The sequence below is a fragment of the Wenyingzhuangia aestuarii genome (assembly GCF_011927765.1).
GTDB lineage: Bacteria > Bacteroidota > Bacteroidia > Flavobacteriales > Flavobacteriaceae > Wenyingzhuangia > Wenyingzhuangia aestuarii.
Map to the genome: position 1 here is coordinate 41,966 of NZ_JAATJG010000009.1, position 14,300 is coordinate 56,265.

The following is a 14,300-nucleotide window of genomic DNA, read 5'->3' on the forward strand; positions in this document are numbered from 1 at the left end:
TTTATTTAAAAATAATAAAATATAGCAAACAAAAAAGAGGAATGTTAAAATTAACACCCCTCTTTTTATCTAAAATATTTTTATGTACTTAATCATCTATAGGTGCTAAACCAAAGTCTTCTAAAAACTGATTTACAGAAACAGCATCATCTACCTTAAACTCCCCAATTTTAGTTCTTCTTAAAGCAGATAAATGAGAACCCGATTTTAAAGCCAATCCAAAATCAAAAGCTAAAGAACGTATGTAAGTTCCCTTACTACAAGCAACTCTAAAATGTACCTTAGGAAAATCTATACTTGTAATTTCAAATTCAGAAACAGTAATTTTTCTCGATTTAATTTCTGTAGTTTTCCCTTCTCTTGCTAATTCGTACAATCGTTTTCCTTCCTTTTTAATGGCCGAAAAAATAGGGGGTTTTTGATCTATTTCTCCAACAAACTGCTTGGTGGTTTCACGAATCATTCCTTCGGTAATATGATCTGTAGGATAGGTTTCATCAACCTCTGTTTCTAAATCATAACTTGGAGTGGTTCCTCCTAAAGTAATAGTTCCAGTATATTCTTTATGTTGCGCTTGGTAAGTTTCTATTTGCTTGGTAAACTTTCCTGTACATAAAATTAACAAACCTGTTGCCAACGGATCTAAAGTACCTGCATGCCCAACTTTAATATTCTTAATTCCAAATTGTTGTTTAATTACCCAACGTAATTTATTTACTACCTGAAATGATGTCCAATGTAGAGGTTTATCTACCAACAACACCTGCCCTTCTTTATATTCCTCTAATGTTTTCATTTATCCCAAAAATGTATAAGTAATTGCTATTACACCTACAATAGCACAGTAAATTGAAAAGTAAATCAACTTGCTTTTTTTCACCAAAGCAATCATCCATTGACAAGCAACTAAACCTGCAATAAAAGCGGCTGCAAACCCTGCTCCCATAGGAACCATTTCTTCTGATGCAAAATGAATATCCCCTCCTAAAAGGTCTTTGGCTATTTTACCTAAAATTAAAGGCACTACCATTAAAAAAGAAAATCTTGCAGCTTTGTTTCTATCTACTCCCAATAATACTGATGTAGAAATAGTTGCTCCAGATCTAGAAATACCTGGCAACATAGCAATAGCTTGCGATATTCCAATAATTATAGATCCTACTACCGTTACTTCTTTATTTGTAGTTTTAGCTCTATCTGCCAACAATAATAAAACGGCTGTTACCAACAACATAGCTCCTACAAACAATATTTTTCCTCCAAAAAAAGATTCTAATTCTTTTTCAAATGCCAAGCCAATAACCACGGCTGGAATCATAGATAAAACTATTTTTAAAGAAAATAAAAATTCATCATTTATTTTAAACTGAAATAGTCCTTTTATAATTTGAAAAACTTCTTTTCTAAAAATAACTAACGTACTTAATGCTGTTGCAAAATGTAACACTACTGTATACGTTAAACTTTCTTCGGGGATAGAATTGTCTCCTAATATATATTTTGCTAATTCTAAATGCCCACTAGACGATACCGGTAAAAATTCTGTTAATCCTTGAATAATACCTAAAATAATTGCTTCTAATAATCCCATGTTACTTTTTTGATGGTTTGGCTAATATTGCCCAAATTTCTATTCCAAAACCGATTAACACCAAGGTAGGTGCCACTCTAATTCTTCTAAAATTATAAATAGCTTCGTTAAAAACTTCTGGATTTTTAGAACCACCTCCAGACATTAAAATAAAACCAATACCAATTACTATCAAACCTAATATCATTAGTTGATAATTTTTCTTTCCAAACACAAATTCGGATGCAAATTTTCCTTTCATAACTTAAAAATAAAGTTGATCTGTTTTTAAACGTAAAAATCGTTGTGTGGCTAAAAATGAACTAAAAGCTGTAATAAATAAAGCTACTGCAAACACTCCACCCACCACTATTGCTAACACTTGCTTGTCTTCTAACAAAGCCAAAGCAGGTAATTTATCGTTTACTTTATAACACAAACTCAATAAAATAGCCGAAGCTAAAAAAGCTCCAATCAATCCTAAACGCACACTTGCCCATATAAACGGTTTGCGAATAAAAGATTTGGTAGCTCCAACCATTTGCATAGTTTTTATGGTAAAACGCTTAGAGTAAATAGACAATCTTATAGAACTATTTAATAATAAAATAGCTATAAATGCTAAAACCGAAGCCCCAACAATTAACCAAAACCCAATACTTTTAATATTTTTAGTTAACAAATCTACCAAAGGAGCATCGTAAGCAACCTCATCTATAATTGCGTTTTTCTCTAATTCTTTGGCAATGTAAATTAATTGAGCAGGATTTACAAAATCTGCTTTTAAGCCAATTTCATAATAACTTTTTAAGGGATTGTCTCCTAAAAAAGTAAGAAAGTCTTCTCCAATATCTTTACTAAAATCTTCTGCAGCTTGCTTTTTAGAAACAAAATGTACTTTGTTTATATATTCCTTTTCTTTTAAAAAGGTTTCAAGCCCTGTTTTTTCAGCATCTTTTAAGTTGTTTTTTAAATACAACGTAACCGATACTTTTTCCTTAAAATAACCGCTTAAATTTCTATATTTTAATACTGTTAAGCCTAAAAAACCAACCATTAACAGTACCATTGTAATACTCAACACTACAGATAGGTACGATGCAAGCAATCGTCTTTTTTGATACTTTTCAAAAGATTTAGACATACTATAATTTCCAATTTTGTGTGCAAGGTACTATGTATAAATCAAAAACTAAAAAATAAAGATTAAAAAAACACAATTCACATTTAGGAATTCGAAAAATCTAAATTGCTAATCGTATCTTTGTGGCATGGAAGAAACAAATAGACAAAAGAAAATTGCTGGGGTAATTCAAAAAGATTTAGCAGAAGTTTTACAAGCCGATGCTAGAAACGGATTGCGTGGAGTTATTATATCTGTATCTAAAGTAAGTGTTACTGCAGATTTAGGTCAGGCAAAAGCCTATCTTAGTGTATTTCCATCAGAAAAAAGAGAGGAAATACTTAAAGGAGTTATAGCCAATACAGTTGCTATTCGTCACGAATTAGCATTACGTACCAAACATCAATTAAGAAGAATGCCAAACTTGTTGTTTTTTGGAGATGATTCTTTGGATTATATAGAAAATATTGATGCTTCTTTAAAAGGTAAAGATGTGAATCCAATTCACAATCCAGAAATTTTAGACAAAAGAAAAAAATCTTAAGCAATTGAGATTTCCGCTGTACATAGCTCAACGATATTTAAAATCTAAAAGTGGTAATAATATTATTAATATTGTTACCATTTTGGCTTGTATGGGAGTAATTGCAGGAACGGTTGCTCTTTTTATTGTACTCTCCGTTTTTTCTGGAATTAAAGATTATAGTCTTAGCATTTTAGATGCCAATACTCCAGATATTAGAATTTTACCCAAAGAGGGAAAATCTTTTTTGGTAGATGCAAAGTTTATCAACACACTTTCTAAAAGTCCAGATTCCATTTACTACACCAAAGTATTAGAAGAACGTGCTTTTTTTAAAAACAAAGACAAAGAAGCCATTGCTTTTGTAAAAGGAGTAGATAGTATATTTAATAAAGTTACTCCTGTAGACTCTTCTGTTATGATTGGTGAGTGGTTTTCTGCTAGCAGTACCAATAGTTGCTTAGCAGGTTTTAAATTAACTCGTGAATTAGATTTAAACGTTTATACCGACAGATTGCTTACCTATGTTCCCAAAGCAGGAAAAGGTTACATTACCGATCCTAAAAATGCGTTTAGAACAGTAAACCCACAAGTAATTGGTGTGGTGTCTAACCAAAATCAAGATGATAATAAGTTTGTATATGTTCCTTTATCATTAGCACAAGAACTGTTAGGCAAAGAAAAAGGTGAAGTTAGTTATATTGATGTTAAAGTTCTTAATCCTAACGCTTCAAACAATATTATAGCCTACTTACAAAAACAACTTCCTGAATTTAACATTTCTAAAAGAGAGGAATTAAACAGCTCTTTTTACAAGATCTTAAATTCCGAAAAACTAATTGCTTATTTAGTTTCTCTATTAGTTGTAATGATGGTTTTATCTAACACTAGTGGTACTATTATTATGGTTATTGTAGATAAAAAGAAAGATATTAATACTCTAATTAACATGGGGGCTCCTCTTAAAAAAATAAGACGAATTTTTGCCATCTATGGTTTTTTGCTAAACTTACTAGGTATGTTTATTGGATTAATTTTAGGTGTGGTGCTTATAGCTCTTCAAATTAATTATGAATTAATTATGATTACTCCAAGCATTGCTTACCCTGTTGCTTTTGAATGGCAAAACGTAACCACCGTATGCATAACAATTGTGGTATTTGGTGCTTTGGCTAGCTTATTAGCTAGCGGAAGAATTTCCAAACGCTTTCTTAATAGATAACAAAAAAGCTCTTAGTAATTACTAAGAGCTTTTTTGTTTGTATTGTAAAGACAATTACTTCTGCATTAAATTTTCTATACCTGCAAATTTGTCTAATATTTCATTCATTATATCATAAACTCCTTGTGCTGAATCTTCTGTTACCAAACGAATTCTGTACTCTTTAAAGTTTCTAATTCCTTTAAAATAGTTTGCATAGTGTCTACGCGTTTCCATTACAGCTTGTATTTCACTTTCTTTCCATGCAATTTCCATTTCTAAATGTCTACGAGCTACTTCTACTCTATCTGCTATAGAAGCAATAGGCAAATGTTCTCCTGTAGCCATAAAATGTTTTACTTCTTTAAAAAACCAAGGATTTCCAATAGAAGCTCTACCAATCATACATCCATCTAAACCGTATTCATCTCTCATCTGAATTGCTCTTTCTGGAGTGTTTACATCACCATTTCCAAATACAGGAATGTGCATTCTAGGATTGTTTTTTACAGCAGCAATACGTGTCCAATCTGCATCTCCTTTATACATTTGAGCTCTGGTACGTCCGTGGATAGAAATAGCTGCACAACCAACATCTTGTAAGCGTTCAGCAACTTCTTCAATCATAATTGAATTGTCATCCCAACCCAAACGTGTTTTTACCGTTACAGGTAAATGTGTGTGTTTTACCATTTCTTTAGTTAAAGACACCATCAAATCAATATCTTTTAAAATACCTGCTCCTGCACCTTTACTCACTACTTTTTTTACTGGACAACCAAAGTTGATATCAATAATGTCTGGTTTAGATTGTTCTACAATTTCTACAGTACGTAGCATAGATTCTAAATTGGCACCAAAAATTTGAATTCCAACAGGACGTTCTTTTTCATAAATATCCAATTTTTTCACACTTTTTGCAGCATCTCTTATCAACCCTTCTGATGATATAAATTCCGTATACACTAAATCTGCTCCTTGTTCTTTACACAAAGCTCTAAAAGGAGGATCACTTACATCTTCCATAGGTGCTAACAACAAAGGAAAGTCACACAGTTCTATATCACCAATTTTTACCATAACATACTGATTTAATGTTCCAAAATTTTGGATTGCAAACATACAATTTTAAGAGTAAACCAATTTACAAATCCAAATTTGTTATTTCTAGTCGTATTTTCATCATAACTAATACTCAGTTGATAAAAACACAAAAAAGTTCTCCATAAAGAAGAACTTTTTTACTTATTTTTTGAAATCAAGCTTAAACCTCGCTTTCTGGAGCTAACTCAATTTCTAATCCATCTAATTCTTCTGTTATTGCTAACTGACATCCTAAACGACTATTATCTTCTACATAAAATGCTTGATCTAGCATATCTTCTTCAGCATCTTGCTTTTCTGGTAATTCATGATCAGATAAAATATAACACTGACATGATGCACACATAGCCATACCTCCACAAGTTCCTTCTACTGGTAATTCGTAAGCTTTACAAAGTTCCATAATGTTCATAGCCATATCTGTTGGGGCTTGTAACTCATGAACTACTCCTTCTCTATCTTTAATCTTAATGGTAATGTCAGACATTGTACTGAATTTTAATTAACTATGTTGCTAAAATTGAGGAGCAAAGATACAACCTAAACCTTAATTATTAAAAATAAATGATTAAGAAATACAATTGCTTTCTTTAAAAGAAAAAACCTCAAAAGCATTTGCCTCTGAGGTTTTTTAAACTTTATAATAGTGCTAAAATTACATGCTTTTTACCACAGCTTTTTTAGCTTCTTTCTTTTCTCCATCAAATCCTTCAACTCCGTTTACAGTTGTATATTTCATTACATAACGCTTACCTGGGTTGATAATGTTATATGCAAATTGTACTGCAATAGTAGCTTCGTGGAAACCACAAAGGATTAATTTTAATTTACCAGGATATGTGTTTACATCTCCAATAGCAAAAATACCAGGAATGTTTGTAGAGTAGTCTAACGCATTGTTTACTACAATAGCATTTTTCTCAATCTCTAATCCCCAATCTGCAATAGGTCCTAATTTAGGAGACAATCCAAATAATGGAATAAAGTGATCACATTCTTTAATAATTTCTCCTTCAGTTTTGTGTTTAATCATTACTGATTCCACTTTACCATCACCATTAATACCTTTTACCTCAGCATCTGTAATCAAGTTTATTTTTCCTGACTTAGACAATTCAGCTACTTTTTCTACTGAATCTAAAGCTCCACGGAATTCATTTCTACGGTGTACTAAAGATACTTCGCTAGCTACATCTGATAAGAAAATAGACCAGTCTAAAGCTGAATCTCCACCTCCTGAAATTACCACACGCTTGTCACGGTATAATTCTGGATCACGGATAATATATTCTACTCCTTTATCTTCAAAGTCTACTAACTCTTTAATAGGCGGTTTACGTGGTTCAAAAGACCCTAATCCTCCTGCAATAAATACAGTTGGAGCGTAATGCTCTGTTCCTTTATTGGTAACAACTTTAAAAGTTCCGTCCTCTAATTTTTCAATAGTTTGAGCTCTTTCTCCTAAAGTATAACCTGGTTCAAACGGTTTAATTTGCTCCGCTAAGTTATCAATTAAGTCACCTGCTAATACTTCAGGGTAAGCTGGAATATCATAAATAGGCTTCTTTGGGTAAATCTCTGAACATTGTCCACCTGGTTGTGCCAATGCATCAATTAAGTGACAGTGTAATTTTAACAATCCTGCTTCGAATACCGCAAACATACCTACAGGTCCTGCTCCGATGATTAAGATATCTGTTTTAATCATTATCTTACTTTTTTATTTATTATCGTTTTAAATAACGGTTGCAAAAATGAGAATAATTATTCAATTAACCGCTTTACTTTTTACTCTTTTATCTTCTTTTTTACATCTGCTACCAATCCTTTGGTAAACTCATTCATCTTTTCAACCTTCTCTTCAAAGTCTCCTTTAATGGTATCTCGGTATTTGTTTAAATACTCCGCCAAATCATCAATATTTTCTGGCAATACAGATTCAAAAAACTGACGTAAACGTTTGGCCATGGTTGGAGATTTTCCATTGGTAGAAATACCAATTTTAACATTTCCTTTGGTTACAATTCCACCCATATAAAAATCGCAATACGGAGGGTTGTCTGCCAAGTTTACCAAAATAGCACGCTCTTTACAGTCGTTATAAACTTGTAAGTTTACAGCTGGCACATCAGTAGTAGCAATTACAATGTGTTTTCCTTCCAACATACTACTGTCGTAATTCCCCACAACCATTCTAACTTTTCCTTCTTTTGCTTTGGCAATGGTTTCTTCTCTAAAAAAAGGAGAAATCATGGTAACCTTAGCATCTGGACTAGATTTTAACAAAAAAGATAATTTTTCTAAAGCCACATTTCCACCACCTACAATTAATGTATTTAGGGCTGTAACTTTTAAGAAAACCGGATATAATTGATTTTTTTCCATTAGATCGTTAATCCTTTTTTTGTTAATAAATAGTTGTACAAAACTTCACTTTCTTTTACCGTTTCACCAATTACAATCATAGAAGGATTGGTTAATCCTTTTTGATTGATAATCTCCAAAATGGTTGCTATTTTACCAATAGCCAATCTTTCTTTGTCCCAAGTTCCGTTTTCTATAATAGCTACCGGAATTTCTGTTTTTCCGTGTGCTAAAAAGGCATTTACAATTTTTTCTAATTTGCTCATCCCCATTAACACCACAATAGTCACATTAGAACCTGCTGCTGCTGCAATATCTTCACTCAGTTCTACATCTGATGTAGTTCCGGTAATCACTCTAAAACTTTCATTAACTCCTCTTTGGGTTAACGAAATTCCAAAACTTGCGGGAGCTGCTATGGCAGAAGTTACTCCTGACACAATATCAAAGTCAATCCCTTTTTCTAAAACATACTTTAATTCTTCGGCACCACGTCCAAAAATAAAAGGATCTCCTCCTTTTAAACGCACTACGTGTTTTCCTTTAGAAGCATGTTCTACAATTAGTTCTTGAATTTTTTCTTGAATGAACTTATGCATTCCTCTTCGTTTTCCAACAAAGATTTTTTCTGCATTAGGTGCATGCTTTAGTAACTCTTCGTTAGCCAAAGCATCGTATAAAACAACATCAGCTTCATTTAAAGCTCGTACTCCTTTTAAGGTGATTAATTCTGGATCTCCAGGACCTGCTCCAACCAATGTTAATTTACCACTCATTTTTATACTTTTTTAAAACGATTAAGAATGCAAATTTAAAGTATTCTTAATCGTTTTAATTTATTTATTAAGCTAATTCTGCTGTTCTGTATGTATCTACTAAATTGTAGAATTTATCAGCATCTGCTATGTATGATTTTGCAAAATCTTCTGATTGCTCATTTTGATTAATTTGATAAATGAATGATTCAAAATCAGTTCCTAAATCAATTTTACCTCCTTGAACAAAAATCTCGTTAAAATCTGAAATGATTTTATTGTGTGTATTTGTTTTTGTTCCTTCTGCAGTTAAGATAGCTTTGGCAGTATGTACCATTGAACTGTATGCAAAATAAATAGCATCGCTCAACTTACCTGCTGATAAAGCTTCTTGAGCATTGGTTAATTTTTCTTTAGAATCGTACAATAAAGTAGCAACTAAATCAATAACAACACCAGCACACTCTCCTGTACCTACCGCTTTTTCGTACTTTTCTTCAGCTCCCCAATCAATAAAATCAGAATCTACTAAATCATCTGTACTAGATAATGGCTTTAAGAAATCGTAGAAATATTTTTGTCCTCCTTTAGACTCATAATACTCAACAAAATCTACTCCACCAGAGTTTTCTATATAATCGTTTAAGATTAATCTTAATGCTTCTGGCCCTCTTTTAGAAGGTACTTTAATTACTTTATCTGCAATTCTAGCAGCACCATCTCCTAAAGTTCCACCTCCTAACAATACCTGTAAAGCAGGAGCAACATATTTTCCAGCTTTGATAGACATTCCTTGGAAACCAATGTTACACAAGTTGTGTTGTCCACAAGCATTCATACATCCAGAAATCTTAATTACTAAATCTGATTCTGTAGCAAACTGAGGATATTCTGCTTTTAATACTTTTCCTAATTCTTCTGCAGCTCCTGTAGAAGATGCAATTCCTAAGTTACAAGTATCTGTACCAGGACAAGCTGTAATATCTGCCACAGCTTCGTATCCTAAATCTGTAAATCCTAATTCTTTTAATTTGGTGTAAAAGAAAGGTAATAAGTCCTCACGTACGTGACGAACTAATATATTTTGACGTAAAGTAAATCTTAATTCATCTGCAGCATACTCTTTAATTAAAGCTGCTAAAGCTCTTGCTTCTGGCAAATAGAAATCACCAATATTTACTTTAATACCAATAGCAAACAAACCGTCTTGTTTTTGCGCAAATACGTTACTAGCTTTCCAAGCTTCGTAAGCATCTACATCTTCAATTGTAACTTCTGGAGCCACAATTGCAGACAAATCTGGATTGTTACTAAATCCTTCGGTAGAAATAGCTACTGATTGATTAGACAATGCTTTTTGTTCTTTAGCTACAATCTCGTTAAAAGCTTCTAAACCTAAGTCTTTTACTAAGAATTTTAAACGTGCTTTTGCTCTTTTAGAACGTTCCCCATATCTATCAAACACACGTAAAATAGACTCCATGTAAGGAATAATTTTATCTGCTTCTAAGAAATCAAAAGCTACATCTGCCAAACGAGGTTGAGAACCTAATCCACCTGCTAACATTACTTTAAATCCTAAAACAGGTTTACCATCTATTACTTTTATTTTAGCAATAAAACCTATATCGTGCATGTAAGACAATGCTGAATCATCTTCTGCTGAAGAGAAAGAAACTTTAAATTTACGTCCTAATTCTTGACAAATTGGGTTACGTAAGAAAAATTGAAATACTGCATGAGCATATGGAGTTACATCAAACGGCTCCTCTGGATTGATACCTGCATCTGGTGATGCTGTTACGTTACGTACTGCGTTACCACAAGCTTCACGTAAAGTAATATCGCTCTTTTCTAATTCTGCCCACAACTCAGGAGTTCTATCTAAAGACACATAGTGAATTTGAATATCTTGACGAGTGGTAATGTGTAAACGTCCTCTAGAATACTCTTCTGATACGTTACAGATTCTTAACAACTGATCACTTGTTACTTTACCATAAGGTAATTTAATACGAATCATTTGCACACCAAACTGACGTTGACCGTATACTCCACGAGCTAAACGTAAACTTCTAAATTTTTCTTCGTCAATTTTACCATCGTAAAACTGTTGAATTTTATCTCCTAATTCAATAATATCTTTTTGAACGATAGGATTTTCTATTTCTGATCTAAAACTTTGCATGGTCAAAAACTTTGTTTTTGTAGTCCAAAGTAGTAAGTAAAAAGTACAAAGACTTTGCTTAAAACTTAAAACTGTATTTTATAATTATTTCAAACTTAAAATTCAATTATACTAGGTACTAACTACTCAGTACTTAATACTAATTACTGAATAAATCCAGCTCCTGAAGTATTGTTTGTTTGAGGATCTATTAACACAAAAGATCCTGTTGTTTTGTTTACCGCGTATGTGTCGTAAAATAAAGTCTTAGCTAATTTGAAAGATACTTTTCCAATTTCGTTAATCTTTAATTCTGTTGCTGGAGTTTCTCCTGAGAAATCTGTAGCAATTACAGCATCTATAGAAGCTACTTTTGCAGCAATTACATTGGCACCTTGTTGTATAAAATATTTTTTACCTACTACTAAATTAGTAGCATCCATCCAACAAACTTTAGCGTTTAACTGCTTAGTTTCTTGTGGTAATTCTGATGCTTTTACAATAATATCTCCACGAGAAATATTGATGTCATTTTCTAATGTTACGTTGATAGACGTTCCTCTTTCTGCAACACTATATTTTTTGTCAAAAAAGTAGATATCTTTTATTTTAGAAGATGTTTTTGATGGCAATACAGTTACCTCATCCCCTACTGCTAAACTACCTCCGTACAATTTACCTGCATATCCTCTAAAATCGTGAAAATCATCAGTTTTAGGACGGATTACTGTTTGTACTGGTAAACGTGCTACTGACTCTTCATACACATCTTGAGCTTCTAACTTCTCAAAATGCTCTAACAAGGTAGTACCTGTATACCAAGGTGTTTTTGTAGATCTATCTACTACATTGTCTCCTTGTAATGCTGATACAGGAATGAATGTAATGTTTTGTGTAGAACCTGCTCTTTCTGCCAATGCAGTAATTTCAGTTTTGATAGCCTCAAATTTATCTTGAGCAAAATCTACCAAGTCCATTTTGTTTACAGCCACAATAATATCTTTTACCTTTAATAAGTTGTTGATAAAAAAGTGACGGTATGTTTGTTCTATCACTCCGTTACGAGCATCTACCAAAATAATAGCTGCTTGTGATGTAGAGGCACCTGTAACCATGTTACGAGTATATTCTACGTGTCCTGGAGTATCTGCAATAATGTAACTTTTCTTAGCTGTAGAAAAATAAATATGAGCTACATCAATTGTAATTCCTTGTTCTCTTTCTGCAACCAAACCATCTGTAGCTAAAGAAAAATCTAAATAATCAAATCCTTTTTGCTTACTAGTACGCTCTATTGCTTCTAATTTATCATCTGTTAAAGAACGTGTATCATACAAAATACGTCCAATTAACGTACTTTTTCCATCATCTACACTTCCTGCTGTTGCTATTTTTAAAACTTCCATGTTTTTTAGTATCTGGTATCTAGTAGCTAGAATCTAGGCTACTATTGAATCGTTTTTTTTATTATTCAGAGTAACAAGTCTTGATACCTGCTACCTGATACTTGGTTCTAACTTTTAGAAATACCCTTGTTGCTTACGTTTTTCCATAGCTGCTTCCGAACGTTTATCGTCTATACGAGCACCACGTTCTGAAATTGAAGAATCTCTAATTTCTTCTACCACTTTAGAAATAGAAACAGCATCAGATAAAACAGCTGCTGTACAACTCATATCTCCTACCGTTCTAAAACGAACCATCATTTCTTTTACTTCTTCATCTTCGGCACGGAAAACAACATCATCCTCAGCAGACCAAATCATTCCGTCTCTTAAAAATACTTTACGTTTGTGTGCAAAATAGATAGATGGAATTTCAATTTCTTCTCTTTCTATATAAGACCAAACATCTAATTCTGTCCAGTTAGAAATTGGGAAACAACGTACGTTTTGCCCTAATTCTATTTTACCGTTTAACAAATCGAATAATTCTGGACGTTGGTTTTTTTCATCCCACTCTCCAAAATCTGAACGAACAGAAAAAATACGTTCTTTAGCTCTTGCTTTTTCTTCGTCTCTACGAGCACCACCAATACAAGCATCAAAACCAAATTCTTCAATAGCATCTAACAATGTTTCTGTTTGTAACATGTTACGAGATGCATATTTCCCTGTTTCTTCTACTACTTTACCTGCATCAATATTGTCTTGTACATTACGTACAATTAACTCAACACCTAACTCTTTAGTTAAACGATCTCTAAACTCAATCGTTTCTGGAAAGTTATGTCCTGTATCTACGTGTAAAAATGGAAAAGGAATTTTAGCTGGCCAAAATGCTTTTTGAGCCAATCTTACCAATGTAATAGAATCTTTACCTCCAGAGAATAACAATACTGGTTTTTCAAATTGTGCAGCTACTTCTCTTAGGATATAGATAGCTTCACTTTCTAATGTATTTACTCTTAAATCGTTCATTTCTTTATTTAGTATCTAGTAGTCAGTATTAAGCACAAAGTACTTAGTGTCTACGTTCAATATTTTTGTTTATTCTTCAAAACTTAATACTTTGTACTCAGTACTCAGTACTAACTTACGCATGCAACCCACACTCTCTGTTTCCTAACACTTTGGTAGGGTCAAAATACTTGTGTTCGTTTGGAATTTTATTTTCTTCTAAATACGCATCTAATTGCTCATCAGAATAGTTGTAAAACGGACTTACTTTTAAAATTCCATCTTCTCCTTGAGAAACTACACTAATAGAATCTCTAAAAGCAGTTTGTCCTTTTCTTAAGTTTGTAAACCAAACATCTGGTTGATGTGCAGCCATTGCTCTTTTAAAAGGCTCTAACTTTACTTGCTCTGTAAACACTTTATGCATTGGGTCATCAATTTGAGGAATTCCCATAACAGCATCTCTGTGAGAAGAAGTTTGTTTTGGCACATACAAATCGATATTTAAATCTAATAATTTGATCAACTCCTCTGCGTGCTTGTAAGTATTACGAGTATTGTATCCTGTATCACACCAAACAACATCTATTGATGGTTTTACACTTGTAACAGCATGAAGAATAGCTCCTTCATAAGGTCTAAAATTGGTAGTAATCACCGGTTTTTCAGCTTTAATAATAGCCCAAGCTACTATTTCTGCAGGTGTTTTACCTTCTAACTCTTGATTGAACTGAGCTACTTGCTCATCTGTATATTTTTTACTCATTTTTACCCCATTTTATTGCGTTCCAAGCGCGTTCATGAAAAAAGTATAGTATCATTTTTGTAACAAAATCAATAGAAGCTATTGACGATGCCATTGAAAGATTTCCTGTTGCATACCAAGACACTAATAATGTATCTACAGTTCCAATTACTCTCCAACTTACGGCTTTTACAACACTACGAATAGGCTTTTCTGATGACGTAGACTCCTTAAAGCTAGCATCTGATTTATTTCCTAAAATCTTTTCTGTTATCATTCTTCTTATTTATTCTTTCCACCTATTATCCTACTCAACAAGTAGGAAAATAATAATAAGTAGGTCGCAAAG

General features: G+C 32.7%; 16 protein-coding genes. 2 read left to right on the plus strand and 14 right to left on the minus strand.

Features of this window, described 5'->3' with window-relative positions; all coding sequences use genetic code 11:
- Positions 1 to 88: 88 nt before the first annotated feature.
- From truB to GGR97_RS09680, 4 genes are read right to left on the minus strand one after another with little or no spacing between them, the layout of a single operon-like run.
- The gene (gene truB / locus GGR97_RS09665; protein ID WP_167898314.1) at positions 89 to 796 is read right to left on the minus strand and encodes a tRNA pseudouridine(55) synthase TruB; all 708 of its coding nucleotides are present in this window, start codon (positions 794 to 796) and stop codon (positions 89 to 91) included.
- Positions 797 to 1,591 (minus strand): undecaprenyl-diphosphate phosphatase, encoded by a 795-nt coding sequence (locus GGR97_RS09670; RefSeq protein ID WP_167898315.1) that lies wholly within the window; start codon positions 1,589 to 1,591, stop codon positions 797 to 799.
- Position 1,592: 1 nt separating this feature from the next.
- The gene (locus GGR97_RS09675; RefSeq protein WP_167898316.1) at positions 1,593 to 1,832 is read right to left on the minus strand and encodes a DUF3098 domain-containing protein; all 240 of its coding nucleotides are present in this window, start codon (positions 1,830 to 1,832) and stop codon (positions 1,593 to 1,595) included.
- 3 nt (positions 1,833 to 1,835) lie between these two features.
- Positions 1,836 to 2,714, minus strand: a complete 879-nt coding sequence (locus tag GGR97_RS09680) for a cell division protein FtsX (protein WP_167898317.1) — start codon at positions 2,712 to 2,714, stop codon at positions 1,836 to 1,838.
- Positions 2,715 to 2,841: 127 nt separating this feature from the next.
- On the opposite strand from GGR97_RS09680, the gene rbfA reads away from it, so the two are divergent.
- Together rbfA and GGR97_RS09690 are read left to right on the plus strand one after the other, a co-directional pair.
- On the plus strand, positions 2,842 to 3,237 hold the full coding sequence (rbfA, locus tag GGR97_RS09685) for a 30S ribosome-binding factor RbfA (protein ID WP_167898318.1): 396 nt from the start codon (positions 2,842 to 2,844) through the stop codon (positions 3,235 to 3,237).
- A 4-nt stretch (positions 3,238 to 3,241) separates the two neighbouring features.
- Complete coding sequence (locus tag GGR97_RS09690; RefSeq protein ID WP_167898319.1) at positions 3,242 to 4,438, plus strand: ABC transporter permease; 1,197 nt, start codon at positions 3,242 to 3,244, stop codon at positions 4,436 to 4,438.
- 54 nt (positions 4,439 to 4,492) lie between these two features.
- On the opposite strand, the gene dusB is transcribed toward GGR97_RS09690, so the two are convergent.
- The 10 genes from dusB to GGR97_RS09740 form a co-directional block, all read right to left on the minus strand.
- Positions 4,493 to 5,497, minus strand: a complete 1,005-nt coding sequence (dusB, locus tag GGR97_RS09695) for a tRNA dihydrouridine synthase DusB (RefSeq protein ID WP_167898422.1) — start codon at positions 5,495 to 5,497, stop codon at positions 4,493 to 4,495.
- 184 nt (positions 5,498 to 5,681) lie between these two features.
- Positions 5,682 to 6,008, minus strand: coding sequence for a 2Fe-2S iron-sulfur cluster-binding protein (locus tag GGR97_RS09700; RefSeq protein WP_167898320.1), 327 nt, complete (start codon positions 6,006 to 6,008; stop codon positions 5,682 to 5,684).
- A 168-nt stretch (positions 6,009 to 6,176) separates the two neighbouring features.
- The gene (locus tag GGR97_RS09705; protein ID WP_167898321.1) at positions 6,177 to 7,229 is read right to left on the minus strand and encodes an NAD(P)/FAD-dependent oxidoreductase; all 1,053 of its coding nucleotides are present in this window, start codon (positions 7,227 to 7,229) and stop codon (positions 6,177 to 6,179) included.
- Between the two features lie 80 nt (positions 7,230 to 7,309).
- Positions 7,310 to 7,906, minus strand: coding sequence for a precorrin-2 dehydrogenase/sirohydrochlorin ferrochelatase family protein (locus GGR97_RS09710; RefSeq protein ID WP_167898322.1), 597 nt, complete (start codon positions 7,904 to 7,906; stop codon positions 7,310 to 7,312).
- On the minus strand, positions 7,906 to 8,661 hold the full coding sequence (cobA, locus tag GGR97_RS09715) for a uroporphyrinogen-III C-methyltransferase (RefSeq protein ID WP_167898323.1): 756 nt from the start codon (positions 8,659 to 8,661) through the stop codon (positions 7,906 to 7,908). Before cobA ends, GGR97_RS09710 begins: the two co-directional genes overlap by 1 nt.
- Before the next feature lie 67 nt (positions 8,662 to 8,728).
- Positions 8,729 to 10,828, minus strand: coding sequence for a HEPN domain-containing protein (locus GGR97_RS09720; RefSeq protein ID WP_167898324.1), 2,100 nt, complete (start codon positions 10,826 to 10,828; stop codon positions 8,729 to 8,731).
- 143 nt (positions 10,829 to 10,971) lie between these two features.
- Complete coding sequence (locus GGR97_RS09725; protein ID WP_167898325.1) at positions 10,972 to 12,213, minus strand: sulfate adenylyltransferase subunit 1; 1,242 nt, start codon at positions 12,211 to 12,213, stop codon at positions 10,972 to 10,974.
- 114 nt (positions 12,214 to 12,327) lie between these two features.
- Entirely contained in the window at positions 12,328 to 13,227 is a 900-nt protein-coding gene (gene cysD / locus GGR97_RS09730; RefSeq protein ID WP_167898326.1) for a sulfate adenylyltransferase subunit CysD, read from the minus strand.
- 115 nt (positions 13,228 to 13,342) lie between these two features.
- The gene (locus GGR97_RS09735; RefSeq protein WP_167898327.1) at positions 13,343 to 13,972 is read right to left on the minus strand and encodes a phosphoadenosine phosphosulfate reductase domain-containing protein; all 630 of its coding nucleotides are present in this window, start codon (positions 13,970 to 13,972) and stop codon (positions 13,343 to 13,345) included.
- Positions 13,965 to 14,228, minus strand: coding sequence for a DUF2061 domain-containing protein (locus tag GGR97_RS09740; protein ID WP_167898328.1), 264 nt, complete (start codon positions 14,226 to 14,228; stop codon positions 13,965 to 13,967). The genes GGR97_RS09735 and GGR97_RS09740 overlap by 8 nt, the downstream gene beginning before the upstream one ends.
- Positions 14,229 to 14,300: the final 72 nt, after the last annotated feature.

Excerpts from the sequence above, each read along its gene's own strand:
- truB (WP_167898314.1), bottom strand. The coding sequence starts at position 796 with ATGAAAACATTAGAGGAATATAAAGAAGGGCAGGTGTTGTTGGTAGAT.
- GGR97_RS09670 (WP_167898315.1), bottom strand. The coding sequence starts at position 1,591 with ATGGGATTATTAGAAGCAATTATTTTAGGTATTATTCAAGGATTAACA.
- GGR97_RS09675 (WP_167898316.1), bottom strand. The coding sequence starts at position 1,832 with ATGAAAGGAAAATTTGCATCCGAATTTGTGTTTGGAAAGAAAAATTAT.
- GGR97_RS09680 (WP_167898317.1), bottom strand. The coding sequence starts at position 2,714 with ATGTCTAAATCTTTTGAAAAGTATCAAAAAAGACGATTGCTTGCATCG.
- rbfA (WP_167898318.1), top strand. The coding sequence starts at position 2,842 with ATGGAAGAAACAAATAGACAAAAGAAAATTGCTGGGGTAATTCAAAAA.
- dusB (WP_167898422.1), bottom strand. The coding sequence starts at position 5,497 with ATGGTAAAAATTGGTGATATAGAACTGTGTGACTTTCCTTTGTTGTTA.
- GGR97_RS09700 (WP_167898320.1), bottom strand. The coding sequence starts at position 6,008 with ATGTCTGACATTACCATTAAGATTAAAGATAGAGAAGGAGTAGTTCAT.
- GGR97_RS09705 (WP_167898321.1), bottom strand. The coding sequence starts at position 7,229 with ATGATTAAAACAGATATCTTAATCATCGGAGCAGGACCTGTAGGTATG.
- GGR97_RS09710 (WP_167898322.1), bottom strand. The coding sequence starts at position 7,906 with ATGGAAAAAAATCAATTATATCCGGTTTTCTTAAAAGTTACAGCCCTA.
- cobA (WP_167898323.1), bottom strand. The coding sequence starts at position 8,661 with ATGAGTGGTAAATTAACATTGGTTGGAGCAGGTCCTGGAGATCCAGAA.
- GGR97_RS09720 (WP_167898324.1), bottom strand. The coding sequence starts at position 10,828 with ATGCAAAGTTTTAGATCAGAAATAGAAAATCCTATCGTTCAAAAAGAT.
- GGR97_RS09725 (WP_167898325.1), bottom strand. The coding sequence starts at position 12,213 with ATGGAAGTTTTAAAAATAGCAACAGCAGGAAGTGTAGATGATGGAAAA.
- cysD (WP_167898326.1), bottom strand. The coding sequence starts at position 13,227 with ATGAACGATTTAAGAGTAAATACATTAGAAAGTGAAGCTATCTATATC.
- GGR97_RS09735 (WP_167898327.1), bottom strand. The coding sequence starts at position 13,972 with ATGAGTAAAAAATATACAGATGAGCAAGTAGCTCAGTTCAATCAAGAG.
- GGR97_RS09740 (WP_167898328.1), bottom strand. The coding sequence starts at position 14,228 with ATGATAACAGAAAAGATTTTAGGAAATAAATCAGATGCTAGCTTTAAG.